The sequence below is a fragment of the Streptomyces actinomycinicus genome, from assembly GCF_016741775.1.
Classification (GTDB): domain Bacteria; phylum Actinomycetota; class Actinomycetes; order Streptomycetales; family Streptomycetaceae; genus Streptomyces; species Streptomyces actinomycinicus.
On record NZ_JAERRK010000020.1, the window covers coordinates 46,527 to 64,057 of the forward strand.

General features: G+C 72.5%; 15 protein-coding genes and 1 pseudogene. 9 read left to right on the forward strand and 7 right to left on the reverse strand.

Features of this window, described 5'->3' with window-relative positions:
• Window positions 1-4 precede the first annotated feature (4 nt).
• Together JK359_RS29615 and JK359_RS29620 are read right to left on the reverse strand one after the other, a co-directional pair.
• Window positions 5-643 carry an urea amidolyase associated protein UAAP2 gene (locus JK359_RS29615; protein WP_201842124.1) on the reverse strand — a complete coding sequence of 213 codons (639 nt, stop codon included), beginning with the start codon at window positions 641-643 and terminating at the stop codon, window positions 5-7.
• A complete protein-coding gene (locus tag JK359_RS29620) occupies window positions 640-1,401 on the reverse strand; it encodes an urea amidolyase associated protein UAAP1 (RefSeq protein ID WP_236678641.1) in 762 nt (253 codons plus the stop codon). The genes JK359_RS29615 and JK359_RS29620 overlap by 4 nt, the downstream gene beginning before the upstream one ends.
• 237 nt (window positions 1,402-1,638) lie before the next feature.
• On the opposite strand from JK359_RS29620, the gene JK359_RS29625 reads away from it, so the two are divergent.
• Entirely contained in the window at window positions 1,639-2,325 is a 687-nt protein-coding gene (locus JK359_RS29625; protein WP_201842128.1) for a TetR/AcrR family transcriptional regulator, read from the forward strand.
• A 25-nt stretch (window positions 2,326-2,350) separates the two neighbouring features.
• Here the strand turns inward: JK359_RS29625 and JK359_RS29630 are convergent, their stop codons facing one another.
• The 3 genes from JK359_RS29630 to JK359_RS29640 form a co-directional block, all read right to left on the reverse strand.
• Window positions 2,351-3,919, reverse strand: coding sequence for an amino acid permease (locus tag JK359_RS29630; RefSeq protein WP_201842130.1), 1,569 nt, complete (start codon window positions 3,917-3,919; stop codon window positions 2,351-2,353).
• A gap of 103 nt (window positions 3,920-4,022) precedes the next feature.
• Window positions 4,023-4,373 carry a hypothetical protein gene (locus JK359_RS29635; protein ID WP_201842131.1) on the reverse strand — a complete coding sequence of 117 codons (351 nt, stop codon included), beginning with the start codon at window positions 4,371-4,373 and terminating at the stop codon, window positions 4,023-4,025.
• Window positions 4,373-4,525 carry a hypothetical protein gene (locus tag JK359_RS29640; RefSeq protein WP_201842133.1) on the reverse strand — a complete coding sequence of 51 codons (153 nt, stop codon included), beginning with the start codon at window positions 4,523-4,525 and terminating at the stop codon, window positions 4,373-4,375. Before JK359_RS29640 ends, JK359_RS29635 begins: the two co-directional genes overlap by 1 nt.
• 486 nt (window positions 4,526-5,011) lie before the next feature.
• Here JK359_RS29640 and JK359_RS29645 point away from each other — a divergent pair, with 486 nt between their 5' ends.
• The 4 genes and pseudogenes from JK359_RS29645 to JK359_RS29660 all read left to right on the forward strand — a co-directional run bounded on the left by JK359_RS29645 (window position 5,012) and on the right by JK359_RS29660 (window position 7,679).
• Entirely contained in the window at window positions 5,012-5,374 is a 363-nt protein-coding gene (locus JK359_RS29645; protein ID WP_201842135.1) for a hypothetical protein, read from the forward strand.
• Window positions 5,371-6,023, forward strand: a pseudogene (locus JK359_RS29650) (nucleotidyl transferase AbiEii/AbiGii toxin family protein). Before JK359_RS29645 ends, JK359_RS29650 begins: the two are co-directional and overlap by 4 nt.
• Window positions 6,024-6,879: 856 nt before the next feature.
• Entirely contained in the window at window positions 6,880-7,302 is a 423-nt protein-coding gene (panD, locus tag JK359_RS29655; protein WP_201842137.1) for an aspartate 1-decarboxylase, read from the forward strand.
• 32 nt (window positions 7,303-7,334) lie between these two features.
• On the forward strand, window positions 7,335-7,679 hold the full coding sequence (locus JK359_RS29660; protein WP_201842139.1) for a GNAT family N-acetyltransferase: 345 nt from the start codon (window positions 7,335-7,337) through the stop codon (window positions 7,677-7,679).
• A 750-nt stretch (window positions 7,680-8,429) separates the two neighbouring features.
• On the opposite strand, the gene gnd is transcribed toward JK359_RS29660, so the two are convergent.
• On the reverse strand, window positions 8,430-9,869 hold the full coding sequence (gene gnd / locus JK359_RS29665; protein ID WP_201842141.1) for an NADP-dependent phosphogluconate dehydrogenase: 1,440 nt from the start codon (window positions 9,867-9,869) through the stop codon (window positions 8,430-8,432).
• Window positions 9,870-10,140: 271 nt separating this feature from the next.
• On the opposite strand from gnd, the gene JK359_RS29670 reads away from it, so the two are divergent.
• Entirely contained in the window at window positions 10,141-11,307 is a 1,167-nt protein-coding gene (locus JK359_RS29670) for a transglycosylase family protein (RefSeq protein WP_201842143.1), read from the forward strand.
• Here JK359_RS29670 and JK359_RS29675 read toward each other — a convergent pair.
• The gene (locus JK359_RS29675; protein WP_201842145.1) at window positions 11,297-12,622 is read right to left on the reverse strand and encodes a DMT family transporter; all 1,326 of its coding nucleotides are present in this window, start codon (window positions 12,620-12,622) and stop codon (window positions 11,297-11,299) included. The genes JK359_RS29670 and JK359_RS29675 overlap by 11 nt on opposite strands.
• A gap of 228 nt (window positions 12,623-12,850) precedes the next feature.
• Between JK359_RS29675 and JK359_RS29680 the strand changes: the two genes are divergently transcribed.
• The 3 genes from JK359_RS29680 (at window position 12,851) to JK359_RS29690 (ending at window position 17,406) form a co-directional block, all read left to right on the forward strand.
• On the forward strand, window positions 12,851-13,648 hold the full coding sequence (locus JK359_RS29680) for a (2Fe-2S)-binding protein (protein WP_307788325.1): 798 nt from the start codon (window positions 12,851-12,853) through the stop codon (window positions 13,646-13,648).
• Between the two features lie 40 nt (window positions 13,649-13,688).
• On the forward strand, window positions 13,689-14,849 hold the full coding sequence (gene glgA / locus JK359_RS29685; RefSeq protein ID WP_201842147.1) for a glycogen synthase: 1,161 nt from the start codon (window positions 13,689-13,691) through the stop codon (window positions 14,847-14,849).
• A 235-nt stretch (window positions 14,850-15,084) separates the two neighbouring features.
• A complete protein-coding gene (locus JK359_RS29690) occupies window positions 15,085-17,406 on the forward strand; it encodes a GH92 family glycosyl hydrolase (RefSeq protein ID WP_201842149.1) in 2,322 nt (773 codons plus the stop codon).
• The last annotated feature ends 125 nt before the right edge of the window (window positions 17,407-17,531 follow it).

A 17,531-nucleotide genomic window follows, 5' to 3' on the forward strand; every position in this document is an offset into this window, starting at 1 on the left:
GGCTTCAGCTCTCCTCCGGCTCGGTGATCGTCACCTGCAGGGCGCTCGGGTCGAATCCGTTGCAGGGGTTGTTGATCTGCGGGCAGTTGGACAGCAGCGCGATGACGTCCGTCTCGGCGCGCAGCACGACCTTCAGGCCCGGCGCCGAGATGCCGTCGACGATGCCGAGGGTGCCGTCGCTCTCGACGGGTACGTTCATGTACCAGTTGATGTTGGACACCAGGTCGCGCTTGCCGAGACCGTGCTTGCTGCCCTCGCTGAGGAAGTTGTCCACACAGGCGTGCTGCGACCAGGTGTGGTGCCCGTAGCGGAGCGTGTTGGACTCCTTGGAGCAGGCGCCGCCGACGGTGTCGTGCCGCCCGCAGGTGTCCTCGACGACGGTCATCAGCGGGGTGTGCTCGTTGGACAGCAGTACCGAGCCGGTGGTCAGGAAGATGTTGCCCTGGGCCTGGACGGTGTCGGGGGCGCTGTAGCGCACGGAGGTGTCGTGAGCGTCGTAGACGAGGAAGTCCGCGGCCTGGTTGCCGTGCAGGTCCGTGATGGTCAGCAGTCGGCCCTTGCGGAGGACGGCGGACCATGCGGCGCGGGCGGGGACGGTCTGGCCCAGGACGACGTGGTGTGTGCGAGCGGATGCGGCGGTCATGCGATCCCCCTGGCGTCGAGGTGGTCGGCGGTGTTGAGGAAGGCGCGACGGCCTTCGGGGGTGGCGTCCCACAGGACGTCGCCGGGTGCCGTCGGCCTGGCCCGGTACGCGACGACCTCAAGGTGTCCGCAGACGTAGGCGGGCCGCGGGTCCAGCGGGTGCGGGACGTTGGCGATCAGCACCGTCAGCGGTTGCTCGGCGCGCAGCGTGACGGACGTGCCGGCGCCTGCGGAGCCGGTGAACACGGTGGTGCCGTCCTCGGCGATCCGTACGCCCTGGAAGAGGGAGACGGACGGCGGGATGTCCCGCGGGCTCAGGCCGTTCTTGAGGGCGGCGAGCTTGAACAGTTCACGCCCGGCCGGGGAGGCCGAATGCGGGGCCCCGTCCCCGTACCGCTCGGTGTTGCGGGCGAGGGTGGAGGTGCCGGTGAGGGCGTCGTGCCGGCCGGAGGTGTCCTTCGTGACGGAGGCGAGCACCCGGCCCTGGTCCGACAGGAGGAGGTGTCCTTCGCCGAGGTACGCGTTCCAGAACACCTTGACCGTGTCGGCCGTGTTGAGCCGCTCCCACGGGCGGTCGGCGCTGTACAGCAGGACGTGTGCGCACGCGTCGCCCGTGAGGTCGGTCAGGCGCAGCTCGGTGCCGCGGGCGAGGACCTTGTGGGTGTAGTTGCCGCCCGCCACGGTCTCCGCCCACACGAGGTCGCCGGCGGCGATGCCCTCGGGGGGCGCCGGCCAGCCGCTGGCGGGGAGTACGGGCATGGTGCCGCATGTCGTGCCCTCCTGGGCGCGAGCATGGTCGCGGGCACCACGGGCCGACGCTGTCGCTGAAGCTGTCGCCACGGCTGAACCTCCGACTCGACGCTATTTCTGTCGTACGACAGAAATTAGGGGCCGGGCGAGTCGCAGCCATTGCCCGCGTGTTTCGGTGTGGTGGCCGGAACCTCACTCCAGCAGCTCGGCCCCGGGGAGCCCACCGGCCTGTGCGAGGATCACGGGGTGAGTCCACCCGTCGGCAGAAAAGTCGGCCGCCCGCGCGCCCAGGAGCGTCCCGCCAGCGGACTGGAGCCGCGCGAAGAGGTTCTGGCCGCCGCGGCCGAGCTGTTCACCACACACGGCTACACCGCGACGTCCACCCGGGCGGTCGCCGAACGGGCCGGACTGCGGCAGGCGTCCCTCTACCACTACTTCGACGGCAAACAGGCGATCCTCGCGGCACTGCTCGAAGGGACCGTCCGCCCCTCGCTGGAGGTCGCGCGGGAACTGGTGGCCTGCTCCGGGGCAGCCGCCGAGGCACGCCTGTGGGCGCTGTGTCACTCCGACGTCAAGCTGCTGTGCCGTGGCCCGCACAACCTCGGGGCCCTGTACCTCCTGCCCGAGGTGCAGACGGAACACTTCGCCGTCTTCCATCAGGTCCGGGCCGAATTGAAGGCGGCCTACGGGGAGCTGCTGGTGGGTACGGAGCGGGGCGCGGCACTCGGCCCCCAGGAGCGCGCACTGCGTACGGACCTCCTGCTCGGCCTCACCGAAAGCGTGATCCTCATCCGGCGTGCCGACCCCGCCCGCGACCCGGCGGCCCTTGCGGTGGCGACGGCCGACGCGGCACTGCGGATCGCGGGCGTGCCGGAGCGTTCCCTCGCACCGCTGCGCCGCGAGGGGCAGCAGCTCCTCGCGGCGCAGCGGTGACGACGCGCCCGGGACGCGTACCCGCTCAGATGCGCACGGCCTCGGCCGGTTCCCTGCGGCCCGGCTTTCGCGCCGCGGAGGCGGCCCCTCCGAGGCGGATGTAGACCGCACCGGCGGCGACCGTGGCGCCGACGAACAGGACCGTGAACCACTGGAAGTACCAGTGGCCTCCCGCGGGGTCGTACACCCCGGGGCGCGGCCAGGAGAGATTGACCGTCATGAACAGCCCGTAGACGACGGCGAGCGTGTTGACGGGGAGGCCCCAGCGGCCGAGCGAGAACAGTGGTCTGCCCAGCTCGTCACGGTCGCCGCCGTCCGTCGCCGGCCACTGCCCCCTCAGCCGCCGGACCAGCATCGGCGCGGTCACCCCGGCGTACGCGAGATACAGCATGGCGATGCACGTGGTGCCGATGGCCAGGAACGCCTCCGGGGAGGCGAGGTTGAGGAGCGTGAGCGCCGCGGCCAGGACGCCCACCACCAGGGCCGGGACGAAGGGCATGCCCGTGCGCGGCGAGACCTTCGCCAGCCGTGCGGAGAAGGGCAGCATCCCGTCACGCGCCATCGAGAACAGCATCCGGCTTCCGGCGGTCTGGATGGCGAGTGTGGCCACGGCGACGGCCACCGCCACGTCCGCGAGGAGAACCTTGCCCACGCCGTCGCCCAGGCTGCTGGTGAGGACGTAGCTCAGTCCCTCGGTGGCGAGGCGGCCGTCGGAGAGACTGGGTGCGGCGAGAAGGCCGGCGAGCAGCAGCAGGCCGCCCAGGATGCCCGCCGCGGCGAGGGCGCTGAGAATGGTGCGCGGAGCGGTGCGCCGCGGGTTGCGGGTCTCCTCGCTCATCTCGCCCGCGCTGTCGAAGCCGATGAGGACGTAGGCCGCGGTGAACGAGCCCACCAGCAGCGCCGTAACCGTACCGCCCTGGCCGCCGGTCCTCAGCGTCACGCCGGCACCGTGCTCCACGTGGGTGAACAGCAGCACGATGATGAGGACCGCGCCGATGATCTCGGCCGTGACGCCGATCCGGTTGACGGCCGACATGACGCGGTTGTCGAGTACGTTCACGACCGTGGTCAGCACCAGCAGGACGAGAGCCAGAAGGGCGGCGTTGGCCGCCCCGGTCGCCGTGGTGGGCGCCGGGTCGCCGCCGGCGAGCTGGAAACCGGACCAGACCGGGGGCAGCACGACCTGCAGTGCGAGCGCCGCGGCGGCGACCACGACCACCTGGCCGATCACCATGATCCACCCCGTGAACCAGCCGAAAACCGGGCTGCTCAGACGGGTCGACCACTGATAGATCGCCCCGGAGATGGGGTAGCGGGCGGCGAGTTCGGCGAAGCAGGCGGCGACGAGTAGCTGGCCGGCGAACACGGCGGGCCAGGTCCACAGGAACGGCGGCCCGCCGAAGGAGTAGCCGAAGGCGAAGAACTGGAAGACCGTGGTCAGGACGGAGATGAAGGAGAACCCGGCGGCGAAGGACGCGTAGCGCCCCATCTGCCGCCGCAGCTCCTGGCGGTACCCGAAGGTGGCCAGCGTGCCGTCGTCCGTGTCGTCGGCGGATGGAGGGGGCGGCGGTGCGGGATCGGTGGTCACGGTCATGACGGTCCCCTGTCGCGGAGGCGTGTTCCTGTGGAGTTCCTGTCGTGCGACAGAAATTAGGAACGCCCCGTTTCTGCCCGATGTCCCGGCCGTGTCTGCCCCGTTAGCGACTCCTCTCCCCGGCGGCGCACTCGTCGGACGTGACGGGGGCCGTCCGGCTTCGCCGGCCGCCTGATGATCGCCCGCTGCCGGCCGGCCTCACCGGCACGGCAGAACGGGCGGGCATCGCCGGCGGGGTGAGTGCGTCGAGCGGAGCGAAGAGCGCGGAGCGGTTCTCCTTGACGGGGAAGAGCCCGAACGTGCCGCGTCGGTGCGGGTGGCGGGAGTGGTCGGCGACGGTGTGCAGGGCGTCGGCGATGACGGTCGCGCTGTTGATGTCGTGGATCAGGTCCAGGGCGGCGGTGAAGTGCAGGGTCTCGTGCGGTTCGTGGCGCATCTCGCGCTGGGCGGGCATCAAGCCGGGATCGACCTGGTGAACGCCGAGCAGGTGCGACTGCAGACCGTCGACGTCCGGGCGCCGCGCACGGTCTTGCCGTCCGCGGCGAGCTGGAGCAGGGGCGGGGTGCCCGCGATCCCGGGTGGCGGGTCGGCCGTGTGGGTCTGCACGAACGTGCCGACAGTCGCATCGAGTGTGTCGGTGTCGAGGCGGGCGACGGTCGCTGCGTGACTCGACAGCTCGTCCGGGGCACGGGTCCTGAGCGAGTGGGCTGCGTTCGGGGCCGAAGCGGCGTGCCTTATGGATGCCGCCTGCCCCCTCCGGCCGCTATCGCGACCTCGTCCGCCCCGGTGTCCTTCTCGTCCACTGCGCCAGCGCCATGGGCTTCGGCTTCGGCACCGTCGTCATTGCCGACACGGTGCCCTCCGCGTGGCCTGCTGCGTCGTGATCACTCGCCCGCGAGCGGGGCCGGTCCCGGGTCGGCAGGGCAGCCGGTTGCCGCGCCACCTGGGGGCTGCACGGGCAGGCCATGATGCGCTATGCGCCCGCTGGGTGAGATGTCCGAGGGAAGGGCGCGGGCGGCGCCCGACCCGTACGTACGACAGGGGAGCCCCGTATCCGCCATGCCGCCGCCTCCCAGCGGCGATACTGGATGCATGGACCCGACGATCACCGCTCCCCGCGCCGAGGTGCTGCGGGACCGCTACCGCAGTCGACTGCCCGAGCGTTTGCAGGAGCTGGCCGGTCCCGTCGAGGGCAACGTGGACCTGCCGCTCCACATCGTCTGGTCCGGGCGGACGAGCTACAGCCTGGACCGTCCGAAGTCCCGCATGACGCTCTACCGGACCGTCCTCGCCGAAGGACTGAGTGAGAACCTGGTGGCCCTGCTGCACCACCGGCTGCTCACCGAGCAGTGGCCCGTGCTGCGGCGTTTGATCAGTCCCTACATCCGCGAGGTCTGGGAGGACGCCTTCCCTGAGCTGCTCCGCACCCCTCCGGCCGACACGACGGCCGCGTGAAGCTCACTCCGCTCCACGAGCGTCTCCTCGCCGACATCCTCGACCTCGGCTCCCCCTACCCTCTGGTCCTCACCGGCGGATACGCCGTGCAGGCCCACGGCCTGGTCGAACGCTTCAGCCGCGACCTCGACGTCGCCACCGAGAACCCCGCTCCGATATCGTCGCCTCACTCACAGCAGGTCTCAGCGCGCGCGGATGGCGGACCACGCACGTCCAGACCGATCCCCTCAGCGGCCGTTTCCTCGTCACCGATCCGGACAGCGGCGAGGAGTGCGAGGTCGACGTCCTCAAGGAGGCGTTCTGGGCCCCTCCCGCTCAGACCCCCTACGGCCCTGTTCTTTCCCTCGATGACGTGATCGGCACCAAGGTCCGTGCCCTCGCCGACCGCGGCACCGTTCGCGACCTCATCGACGTCCAGGCTGCCTCCCGCCACCGCTCCACCGCCGACCTCGAATCCCTGGGCCGCCGTCGTGCCCACGACGAGTTCAGCCTTGAAGACCTCAGGGACCGGCTTATCGGCGCGGACTGGTACGAGGATGAGGACTACACCGCGTACGGGCTCACCTCCCGGCAGATCGAAGAACTCAAGGCGTGGGCGCTGGAGTGGGCGGAGGATCTGGGTGCGCGGATCCATGACGAGAACGCCTGAGAGGCGGTCATCGTGTCCATGCCCTACCGCCGTTGCAGCGAGAGCATGCGGTGTAGCCAGTAGGTTCCAACCGGGAGCCCACCACGGTGGGTGGCTGCCCTGCACGGCGGATGTGCAGGGCAGCCGAGCGATGCCCCGCAGTGGGCTCACGGTGAAACCGGGCTGCGGTATGGCACACCCCGGGCAGCGGCCGTACGCGGGAGTCAGAGCCTCGGGTTCCGCCGAACCCCGGAGAGAAGCCGGGACGCTTCGAGCCCGCCGGTATCTAGGGTGAGGAGCGCGGTCTGGCTGTACTCACGCCAGGTGCGCAGGTGGTCACTGTTGCGGGGCTGACGTTCGCCAAACATGCCCAGCACAATCCGCATCTGCAGCTGCTCGAGACGCGGTCGGTCTCCTACCACGCCTCCTGCTCGCGAAGCCGCCGGGTGGGAAGCCGTCGCTCGCGAGTTCCACGCTGCCGAGGGGCCTCGGGCGGGCGGCAACCAGCGAGCCGACTTCCGGAGCGGTCGAGCGTCGACCGGCTGATGGCCAAAGGGGCCGTGTTCCGTGCACCGGAGCGATGTCGGTGCCCGACAGTTTGGTGGTGCGTTAGCAGACGTCGTCCGTGTGCAGAGAGCGTTCCCGCGTATCTGATAGCTCGTCAGGTAAGTCAGCATCCGGTCAGTATGAGTCCCCGCGCGTTCTAGGGCGATCGTCCCCAACAGATGCCTGAGCGAAGGGAAAGCTCAGGTAGGAAGCCGTCTCGCCTGACCGGAGCGATGTTCCTCACAAACATCTCACGGGGGTGTCGGTGTAAGGTCGAGACCGCCCTTGACCTGCACAAAGCAGGCAGGGAGCCGTCAAACAGGAGTCCAAAGTGCTGCGTACTCTGTTCAAGTCCAAGATCCACCGGGCCACCGTCACCCAGGCCGACCTGCACTACGTGGGATCGGTGACCATCGACGCCGACCTGCTCGACGCCGCCGACCTGCTGCCCGGGGAACTGGTGCACATCGTCGACGTCACCAACGGCGCCCGGCTGGAGACGTACGTCATCGAGGGTGAGCGCGGGTCCGGGGTCATCGGGATCAACGGCGCTGCGGCCCATCTCGTCCACCCCGGCGACCTCGTGATCATCATCAGCTACGCTCAGGTCACCGATGCCGAGGCGCGCGAGTTGCGGCCCCGGGTCGTGCACGTGGACGCGGACAACCGGATCGTGTCGCTCGGCGCCGACCCGTCCGAGCCGGTGCCCGGCTCCGACCAGCAGCGCAGCCCGCAGGCCGTGCCGACGGCCTGACCGGCGGACCAGGACCAGGAGCGTGCGTGCCGATGAGCGAGACCGAGATCCGCGACGACCGGACGGCGGGCCGCCTGGAGGCCGTCGGCGACGGTGAAGTCGTCGGCCACATCGAGTACTTCGAGCTGGAGTCGCCCGCGCGCGCCCTGGTCCCCGTGCACACCGTCGTCGAGCCGGCCCACGAGGGGAAGGGCATCGCCGGATCACTCGCCCGCGAGCTGTACGCCCTCGCCGAGCGCGAGGGTGTCCCGGTGGTCCCGCTCTGCCCGTACGTCGCCAAGTGGGCCGAACGCCACCCCGAGACGGCCCCGCCCGCCGGCCCGGAGCTGCTGGAGGCCGCCAAGGCCTGGTTGCGCGCCCACCCGGACCGGTTCTGACCCGGTGGGTGTGGCCGTCGGGTGAGTGGCCGCGCATCCGCCGGGTACGCGGGGGAGTGATCCAGTGGCGACGTCCCGTGACTGCCGGAGGACCCTCATGACGAACCCGCACCCCGACCCGGTCCCGCCCGGCCCGGCACCCGGCCCGGGCCCGACCCCGCCGGATCCGTATCCCAGCCCGGTTCCGCCCCCGCAGCCGGGCCCCGAGCCGACACCGCCGGCGCCGGGCCCCGACCCGACGCCACCCCCGGCTCCGCCCGCCCCGGGCCCACCGGAACCGTCACCGTCCCCGATCCCCCCGGGGCCGGAACCAGTACCCAACCCGGAACCAGGCCCACCCCTCAGCTGAAGACGCCGGGGACCGGACCCCTGAAGGGGAGGGCGCGCAGCGCCCGCTCCCCAGGGGCGCGGGTAACCGCGCGCCAAGCCACGATCCACCCGACCGCGCGCCAAGCCACGATCCACCCGCACCCGGCACCCGCGCCCGCTCCGCACCGACCGAGCCGGAGGGCACCCGGCATCCGGCACCTGCACCCGGCACCCGCCCCCGCTCCGCACCGACCGAGCCGATGGCCGCCCGGCACCCGGCACCCGGCACCCGCGCCTTGTCCGTACCGACCGAGCCGGAGGGCACCCGGCACCCGCACCCGGCACCCGCCCCCGCTCCGCACCGACCGAGCCGATGGCCGCCCGGCACCGGGCACCCGGCACCCGGCATCCGGCGCCCGGCGACCGCCGCCCGCTCCCGAACTACGCCGGGACCTCCGACCGGTCCCCGCCCCACAGCGTGTGGAACGCGCCCTCCCGGTCCACTCGCCGATACGTGTGCGCCCCGAAGAAGTCCCGCTGCCCCTGGGTGAGCGCCGCGGGCAGCCGCTCGGCGCGCAGGGCGTCGTAGTACGCCAGCGCCGCCGAGAAGCCGGGCACCGCCACGCCCTGCCGGGTCGCCGCGATGATCACCTCGCGCCAGTCGTCCTGCGCCTGCGCGATCTCCTGTGCGAACGTCTCGTCCGACAGCAGGCTCGGCAGGTCGGGTCGGGCGTCGTACGCCGAGCGGATGCGGTCCAGGAAGGCCGCGCGGATGATGCAGCCGCCGCGCCAGATCGAGGACACCGCACCGAGGTCGATGTCCCAGTCGTACTCCTCGCTGCCCGCGGCGATCTCGTGGAATCCCTGGGTGTAGGAAACGATCTTGGACGCGTACAGCGCCTGCTCCACCCGGTCCGCGAAGGCCCCGGCCTCCGACTCGCTCAGCGCGGCCGGCTTGGGCCCGGCCAGCCCCCGCGAGGCGTCCCGCAGGGCCGCGTGCCCGGACAGGGAGCGCGCGAAGACGGCCTCGGCGATGCCCGACACCGGCACGCCGAGGTCCAGGGCGATCTGGACCGTCCAGCGGCCGGTGCCCTTCTGCTCGGCCTGGTCGACCACGACGTCCACGAACGGCTTGCCGGTCGCCGAGTCCACGTGGGACAGCACCTCGGCGGTGATCTCGATCAGGTACGAGTCCAGCCGGCCGGTGTTCCAGGTGCGGAAGATGTCCGCGATCTGGGCGGGGGAGTACCCGGCGACGTCGCGCAGCAACTGGTACGCCTCGCCGATCAGCTGCATGTCGGCGTACTCGATGCCGTTGTGCACCATCTTCACGAAGTGGCCGGCGCCGTCCGGACCCACGTGCGTCACGCACGGCGCGCCGTCCTTGGCCTTCGCCGAGATCTTCTCCAGCATCGGGCCCAGCGACTCGTACGACTCCTTCGAACCGCCCGGCATGATGCTCGGCCCGTGCAGCGCGCCCTCCTCGCCGCCGGAGATGCCGGTGCCGACGAAGTGGATGCCCCGCTCGCGCAGCTCCCGCTCCCGGCGCCGGGTGTCCGCGAAGTGCGCGTTGCCGCCGTCGATGATCATGTCCCCGGGCTCCAGGAGCGGCGCGAACTCCTGGATCACCGCGTCCGTGGGATCACCGGCCTTGACCATGATCACCAGGCGGCGCGGGCGCTCGAGGGCCGCGACGAATTCCTTGGCGGTCTCTGCCAGGATGAAGTCACCCTCGTCCCCGAACTCCTCCACCAGCGCCTGCGCCCGCGACACCGTACGGTTGTGCACGGCGACCGTGTAGCCGTTGCGCGCGAAGTTCCGGGCGAGATTGCGGCCCATGACCGCGAGCCCGGTGACGCCGATCTGCGCTGAAGTGCTCATACCGCCTGCTCCCTAGCTGCCTCGTGACTACGGCTCCGTCAGTACGGGCCCTCGCCCATCCTGACGTGCCGCTACGGCGAGCGCACATCCGACCCGCCACGCATGTGTACGCAGTGCGGGCGCCTTCTGCCTCACTCACCGGCCCCGCGGCCCAAGAAAGGTCCCTTCCCGGCCACTTGGTCCCACCGGGAGGCCGAATCGTTGTCTTGTCATGGCCTGTTCGCTGCGCTTACTTTTGCCCCTCCTGACGCATGCCGAGGGGATTTCGCACATGGCCGTACGCGGCCGGCACCGCCGGTACCAGCCGAACAGGATCAATCGCGCCTCACTCACCGTCACGGCGGGCGGCGCCGGCCTGGCGATCCCGCTGGTCGCCGCCGGCACCGCGAACGCAGCCGACGCGGCCACCTGGAACAAGGTCGCCGCCTGCGAGTCCAGCGGCAACTGGAGCATCAACACGGGCAACGGCTACTACGGCGGGCTGCAGTTCACGCAGTCCACCTGGGAGGCGTACGGCGGCGCCCGGTACGCACCGCGCGCCGATCTGGCCACCCGGGACCAGCAGATGGCGGTCGCCGAGAAGGTCCTGGACGGGCAGGGGCCGGGCGCCTGGCCGGTGTGCTCGGTGCGGGCCGGACTGACCCGGGGCGGCGGGGGCCCCGGCGTGCACCCGGATTCCGGGTCGACGCGTCCGGCGCGGACCACCGCCGGGAACGCCGGCACCGCGAAGTCCGGTTCCGCCAAGGACGTGCAGCCGCAGATCACCCCGCAGTCCCGCGCGGGCCGGGCCGAGATGTACACGGTGGTGCACGGTGACACCCTGTCCGGGATCGCCGGCGAGCAGCACGTGGCGGGCGGCTGGCGCGCGCTCTACGCGGGCAACCGCGCCACCATAGGCAGCGACCCCGATCTGATCGTGCCGGGACAGCGGCTCAGCCTCGGCGGCACCGGCACCAAGAGCGCGCCGCCCAAGTCCCCGAAGAAGAAGACACCTTCGGAGCACCCGACCACCCACCACACCACGCCGTCGGCGCATCAGCTCGTCGCCCCGGTGACGGCGTCCGTCGGCACCGGCTACCACGTGGCGGGCTCTCACTGGTCGAAGGGCTACCACACCGGCGTCGACTTCCTCGTACCGACCGGCACCTCCGTGAAGGCGGCGGCGGCCGGCCAGGTGGTGGCCGCCGGCTGGGGCGGCTCGTACGGCTACCAGGTGGTCCTCCGGCACGCCGACGGCCGCTACACCCAGTACGCGCACCTGTCGGCCATCTCGGTGCGGATCGGCCAGCATGTCGGCGTCGGCCACCGGATCGGCCGCTCCGGCTCCACCGGGAACGTCACGGGCCCGCATCTGCACTTCGAGGTGCGGACGGGGCCCGGCTTCGGCTCGGACATCGACCCGCTCGCCTATCTGCGGGCCGGCGGCGTCAGGATCTGACGCCGGCGCGCTGCCGGTCCAGGACCGGCAGCGGCACGGCGACACCCACCGGCAGCGCGGTGGACGACGCGGGGAGCGCACCGCCGGCCGGCGGCTCGGTCCCGCCGGCCTGGCTCGCCACCAGCAGCCCGCGCAGGTCCGCACCGGCGGCGGTCTCGCCGAGCCCGGTCCGGACCGCCCCCGCGTCCACGTCCTCGCGGGGCCGCGGCAAGGGGAGGAAGACCGCCGCCACGTCCGGGGCGACCGCCGCTGCGGCGGACGCCGCCTGTCCCGCCGGCACTCCGGTCCGCACCCCCGTGCCCGACGGCACCACGACCCTGGCCGTCCCGACCGTCGCCGTCCCGACCGAAGGCGGTGCGACCGTCGCCGTCTTGTCCGCCGGTACCCCGGTCACGGTCCTCTCGCCCGCAGGCAGTGCGACCGCCGCGGTCCTGGCCGCGGGCGCCCCGGCCGCCGTCGCCGTCTCGTCCGCCGGTTCCCCGGTCGCCGGCACCATCCGTTCCGTCGTCAGCATGATCAGACCGCCCGCCGCCACCACCCCGCAGGCCAGGGCGAGCACGGAGCCCGTGGTGCCGTGACGGAACGTCTCACCGAACATGAGGATGCCGACCGTGGCGGCCAGCACCGGGTTGACCACGGTCAGGGTGGCCAGCGGCGCGGCGAGACCGGCGCCCCGGTAGGAGGCCTGGGACAGCAGGACGCCGGCGACCGAGAACAGCCCGATCACCACGAGCGAGGGCAGTCCGGCCAGTCCGACGCCCTGGGTCCAGTCGACGGCGACGGTCTTGGTGAACACCGACGACATGCCGAACGCTATGCCGGACGCGACGGCGAGCAGCGCACTGCGCACCGCCGGATGCCGGTGCGCGGCGAGGCCCGCGAACATCAGCGCCACCACCGCCCCGCCGGTGACCAGCGCGACGGCGACCCGCTGGGCCGGACCGAGGGACTGCGCGTCGGCGGAGCCGACCAGGGAGAGCAGACCGGCGAGGCCCACCGTGGACATCAGGGCACCGCGCCAGGCGGCCGCGCCGGACCTGCGCCCCACGAACAACGCCGCCATGGGCAGCGCGAAGACGATGGTCAGCGCGCCGAGCGGCTGGACGAGGCTCAGCGGGCCGAAGGCCAGCGCCACCACGTGCAGCACACCGCCCAGACCGTTGAGCGCCAGGGCGCCCCACCAGCCCGGGCGGCGCAGCGGCAGGTACGCGCTGTCGGAGGAGGACACGGCGACCTGCTCCTGCACGATCGCTCCGCCGGCGTACGCGAGGGCGGAGACGAACGACAGGAGCACGGACAACGCCAGGGCGCTCATCGCGGTCTCCTCTGCGTGCGGCGGGCCACCAGGGCCCGGCGCGGCGGACGATCGGCTTCCATGGCGAACACTCTGCCCGTCCGCGCTCTTCCCGTCGTCGTTCCTGAGCACGCAATGCGTCCTACTGCCGATGGAGTACACCGGCCGCGTGATCATCCCCTGGGCGGGCGACACTGGGGGGAGACCCGCGGCACCACCGCAGGAACGCGCCTGGTACGAGTACCTGTCGTGGATCCCGACCTCGATCTCGACGCCGACCTGGCCGCGCTCCGCCCGCTCGGCGGCTTCTTCCCCCTGCGCACCGGGCCGTTCCCACCGGAGCACCCGGGCGGCTCCGTCCCGCGGCGGCCGCCGACCCTCGCGGAGACCTACGAGGGTGCGACCGCGCAGACCCACGAGGGCGAGCCGCCGGACCTCGTCCGCAACGCGGTGCACCTGCGCGTCGCCACGGTCGCGGAACGGCTGGGGACCGCCGAGCCGCGGGTGGCCGCCTCCATCGCCCAGCAGGGGCTGGCCGCCCGGCTGTGGTCGGTGGCGCTGGGCTGCGCCGTCCTGTACGGGCGGACGCCCGACCTGCACCCGCGCCTGCTGCGCTGGGACCCCCTCGCCCCGGCCCCGGACGACCTGTGGCTCAGCGGACCACGCCCGCTGCCCGGCACCGCGGACGCCGTGGCCGGCACGGTGCTGCACGCCCACCTGGAGCCGCTGACGGCCGCACTGCGCGCCCGGTACGGCGTCGCGGCGGGCCTGTTGTGGGGCAACGCCGGCTCCGCGCTGGCCGCGACCGCCCGGGAGCTGAACCGCTGGGCCCGCGCCCAGGGCCGTACCGACGTCGCGGCGCGCGCCCGCACCCTCACCGGCGAACTCTTCACCCACCCGCTGCTGCGCGCCACCGGCGTCCGCGCCGGCACGGCCTTCCGCCGCCGCAGCTGCTGCCTGTACTACCGCGTCCCCGGTGGCGGCCTGTGCGGCGACTGCTGCTTCACCCGGCCGCCGTGCTCTTCCCCGCGCGCCCCGTCTGAGTGACCATGAGGGGAACCTGCCGCCGGAGCCAGGGGGTTGTCGGGTGCGTGTGGGACTGCTGACCCGGGAGTACCCCCCGGACGTGTACGGCGGCGCCGGGGTCCACGTGGAGTTCCTCGCCCGCGAGCTGACCTCCCTGGTGGACCTGGAGGTGCACTGCTGGGGGGAGGGCCGCGGCGTCGGTGTCGTGCGGCACCGTCCCTGGCCCGTCCTCGACGCCTCCGACGACGCCCTGCGCACCTTCTCCGTGGACCTGTCCATCGCCGCGGCCCTCGAGGGCCGCGAACTCGTCCACTCCCACACCTGGTACGCCAACCTCGCCGGCCACTTCGCCAAGCTGCTGCACGGTGTCCCGCACGTGGTGACCGCACACTCGCTGGAGCCGCTGCGGCCCCGGAAGAGCGGGCAACTCCAGGGCGGGCACGCCCTGTCGAGCTGGGCCGAGCGCACCGCGATCGAGGAGGCCGACGCGGTGATCGCCGTCTCCGGCGCCATGCGCGCGGACGTACTCGGCTGCTACCCGGCGCTGGACCCGGCCCGCGTCCACGTCGTGCACAACGGCATCGACACCCGGCTCTACCGGCCCGCCCGCGGCACCGACGCCCTCACCCGGCACGGCATCGACCCCACCCGCCCGTACGTCGCGTTCGTCGGCCGGATCACCCGGCAGAAGGGCGTGCCCCATCTGCTGCGCGCGGTACGGGACATCGATCCCGGCGCCCAGCTCGTGCTGTGCGCCGGCGCACCCGACACCCCTGAGTCCGACCGGGAGTTCCGTGAGCTGTTCGAGGAACTGCACCGGGAGCGGGCGGGCGTGTTCTGGATACCGCAGATGCTGCCGCGCCCGGAGGTCGTCCAGCTCCTCACGCACGCCGCCGTGTTCGTCTGCCCTTCGGTGCACGAGCCGCTCGGCGTCGTCAACCTCGAGGCGATGGCCTGCGGCACGCCGGTGGTGGCCTCCCGGGTGGGGGGCATCCCCGAGGTAGTCACGGACGGGCGCACCGGACTCCTGGTCGACGTGGACGACGACGACGGCGTCTTCGCGGCCCGCCTCGCCGCGGCCCTGGACACCGTCCTCGCCGACCCGGAGACGGCGCGGCGGATGGGCGAGGCCGGACGGGCGCGCGCGGTCGAGGAGTTCGGCTGGGACGCGGTGGCCCGCCGCACGGCCGGGCTGTACGAGCACGTCCTCGAGCAGGCTTAGACCGCCCGCCCGCGTCCGTCATCGGCGTCGGCTGCCCGGTCCGTGGCCAGGTCACCCGGTCGCTGCTGCCGCCGGGCGTCCGCGTCGACGGGGCGCGGTCGTGACCTGACGGAGGTGCCGTCAGCGGCCCTCCCGGCGCGACGCGTTCGACGCCGACGCCCCCGAATGCCCGGGTTCACACCGTTCGCCCTTCACGATGCAGGCAACGATGTCGAACCTCCGGAGGTCATCCGAGATGAGAGGGACCCGTGGCACACGGCTGTGCCTGGCCGGGATGATGGCAGCGTCCGCGCTGATCGCCACCCCCGCCGCACGGGCCGCCGAGCCGGCCGACGGCCACCTCACCGACCTGGTCAACCCGTTCATCGGGAGCCAGAACGAGGGCAACACCTTCCCCGGCGCGGCCGTGCCCTTCGGCATGGTGCAGCTGTCCCCGGACACCGGGCACAGCACCGGCTACGACTACACGCACAACCGTGTCCGTGGCTTCTCACTGGTCCACCTCTCGGGCGTCGGCTGCCGCATCGGCGGTGACCTGCCCGTCCTGCCCACCACCGGCGACGTCACACAGACGGACTACGCCCAGTACGCGGCCGCGTTCTCGCACGAGGACGAGGAGGCGAGCCCCGGCTACTACCGCGTCGGCCTCGCCTCCGGCATCCGCGCCGAACTCACCGCGACCGCCCGCACCGGCGTGCAGCGCTACACCTTCCCGGCCACCGACAAGGCCAACGTCCTGCTCAACGCGGCCCAGTCGCTGCACAAGGCCGTCGGCAGCACGGTGGAGATCCTCGACGACCGCACCGTCCGCACCGAGATCACCGGCCACGGCTTCTGCCGGGACACCGGCCCCTACACCGTCTACGCGATCACCCGCTTCAGCCGGCCCTTCACCGCCCACGGCACCTGGGACGGCCCGACCGTCACCCCCGGTGCCCGCAGCGGGCACGGCGGCGCCTACGTCCGCTTCGACACCACGAAGGACCGCACGGTCGAGGCCACCACCGCCCTGTCGTACGTGGACTCGCGCGGCGCCGCGGCCAACCTGCGCGCCGAGGGCGGCCGGTCCTTCGACTCCGTACGCCTGCGCGCCCGCGAGGAGTGGGAGCACCGGCTCGCCGGCGTCCGGGTGCAGGGGGGTACGCCCGCGCTCCGCCGGACCTTCTACTCCTCGCTGTACCGGTCGTACCTCGCCCCCAACATCGGCAGCGACGCCGACGGCCGGTACTTCGGCTGGGACCGGCGGGCCCACCGCGCCCGGGGCTTCACGTACTACCAGAACTGGTCGCTGTGGGACACCTACCGCACCCAGGCCCAACTGCTCGCCCTGCTGGCGCCGCGCGAGGCGCGGGACATGGCGCGGTCCGTGGTCGCGATCGACGAGGACGGCGGCTGGCTGCCCCGGTGGGGCTACGGCCCGGTCGAGACGAACATCATGACCGGCGACCCGGTCACCCCCTTCCTGACCACCGCCTACCAGATGGGCCTCCTGGCGGGCTTCGAGGAGCGGGCCTACCGGGCGCTGCGGAAGAACGCCGACGGGGTGCCGCCCGCCGCCCACCCGGGCATCGGCCGGGAGGCCAACGCCGAGTACGTGGCGCAGGGCTTCGCCCCGTACATCAAGGGCCGCCCGTACGCCAAGATGGGCGACACCGACTACCGCTTCGGCGCCTCCGTCACCCTGGAGTACGCCCTCGCCGACGCCATGCTCGCCCAGATGGCCCGCGGCCTCGGCCACGAGGAGGACGCCGCCCGGTACGCGGCGCGCTCGCGGAGCTACCGGAACGTCTTCGACCCGGCGACCGGCTTCTTCCGCGCCCGCGACACCGCCGGCGCCTTCACCGGCCCGGCCGACCCCGCCCGCAGTGTGGGCTTCCACGAGGGAACGGCCTGGCAGTACCAGTGGCTCGTGCCGCAGGACCTGCCCGGCATGATCGGCCTGATCGGCGGCACCCGGGCGGCCAACACCCGCCTGGACGCCTTCTTCGCCTACGACCGGCTGCTCGCCGACCCCGAGAGGACCGCCCGTGAGGTCTGGGTGCACGGCGACCCGTACGGGTACTACAACGCCGCCAGGTACAACCCGATGAACGAGCCCGACCTCATCGCGCCGTACACCTACCTCTCCACCGGCCAGCCCTGGAAGACCACGGACGTGGTGCACGCGGCGCTCACCCTGTTCACCGACGGGCCCACCGGCATGACCGGCAACGACGACCTCGGCACGATGTCCGCCTGGAACGTCCTGTCGTCCATCGGCCTCTTCCCGGTCCAGCCGGGCTACGACACGTGGGGCCTCACCACCCCCGTCTTCGACCGCGTGGACCTGACGCTGGACCGCGCCTACTGGCCCGCCGGGCGGCTCACGGTCACCGCGCCCGGCACCACGGCCACCGACCGCTACGTCCAGGCCGTGCGCGCGGACGGAACCCCACACGGCCGGACCTATCTGACGACCCGTGCGCTGCGCTCCCTGCGGTCCCTCGCGTTCACGGTCGGCCCGCGCCCGTCAGGGTGGGGTACGTCGCCCGAGGCGGCGCCGCCCGTCCTGAGGTGATCCCGGCCGACCTCTGGTCCCGCCCGCTCTCGCAGGGCGGGACTTAATCTGCCGTTAACTGAGCGTAGCCTGATCGCACTTGACCGTAATTGCTTGACGGGGATTGACTGCAGATGGTCCACCCG

What these genes read in the sequence shown, in the direction of transcription:
- JK359_RS29615 (WP_201842124.1), bottom strand. Translation starts at nt 643, where the DNA reads ATGACCGCCGCATCCGCTCGCACACACCACGTCGTCCTGGGCCAGACC.
- JK359_RS29620 (WP_236678641.1), bottom strand. Translation starts at nt 1,401, where the DNA reads ATGCCCGTACTCCCCGCCAGCGGCTGGCCGGCGCCCCCCGAGGGCATC.
- JK359_RS29630 (WP_201842130.1), bottom strand. Translation starts at nt 3,919, where the DNA reads ATGACCGTGACCACCGATCCCGCACCGCCGCCCCCTCCATCCGCCGAC.
- JK359_RS29635 (WP_201842131.1), bottom strand. Translation starts at nt 4,373, where the DNA reads ATGCCCGCCCAGCGCGAGATGCGCCACGAACCGCACGAGACCCTGCAC.
- JK359_RS29645 (WP_201842135.1), top strand. Translation starts at nt 5,012, where the DNA reads ATGGACCCGACGATCACCGCTCCCCGCGCCGAGGTGCTGCGGGACCGC.
- JK359_RS29660 (WP_201842139.1), top strand. Translation starts at nt 7,335, where the DNA reads ATGAGCGAGACCGAGATCCGCGACGACCGGACGGCGGGCCGCCTGGAG.
- gnd (WP_201842141.1), bottom strand. Translation starts at nt 9,869, where the DNA reads ATGAGCACTTCAGCGCAGATCGGCGTCACCGGGCTCGCGGTCATGGGC.
- JK359_RS29670 (WP_201842143.1), top strand. Translation starts at nt 10,141, where the DNA reads ATGGCCGTACGCGGCCGGCACCGCCGGTACCAGCCGAACAGGATCAAT.
- JK359_RS29675 (WP_201842145.1), bottom strand. Translation starts at nt 12,622, where the DNA reads ATGAGCGCCCTGGCGTTGTCCGTGCTCCTGTCGTTCGTCTCCGCCCTC.
- JK359_RS29690 (WP_201842149.1), top strand. Translation starts at nt 15,085, where the DNA reads ATGAGAGGGACCCGTGGCACACGGCTGTGCCTGGCCGGGATGATGGCA.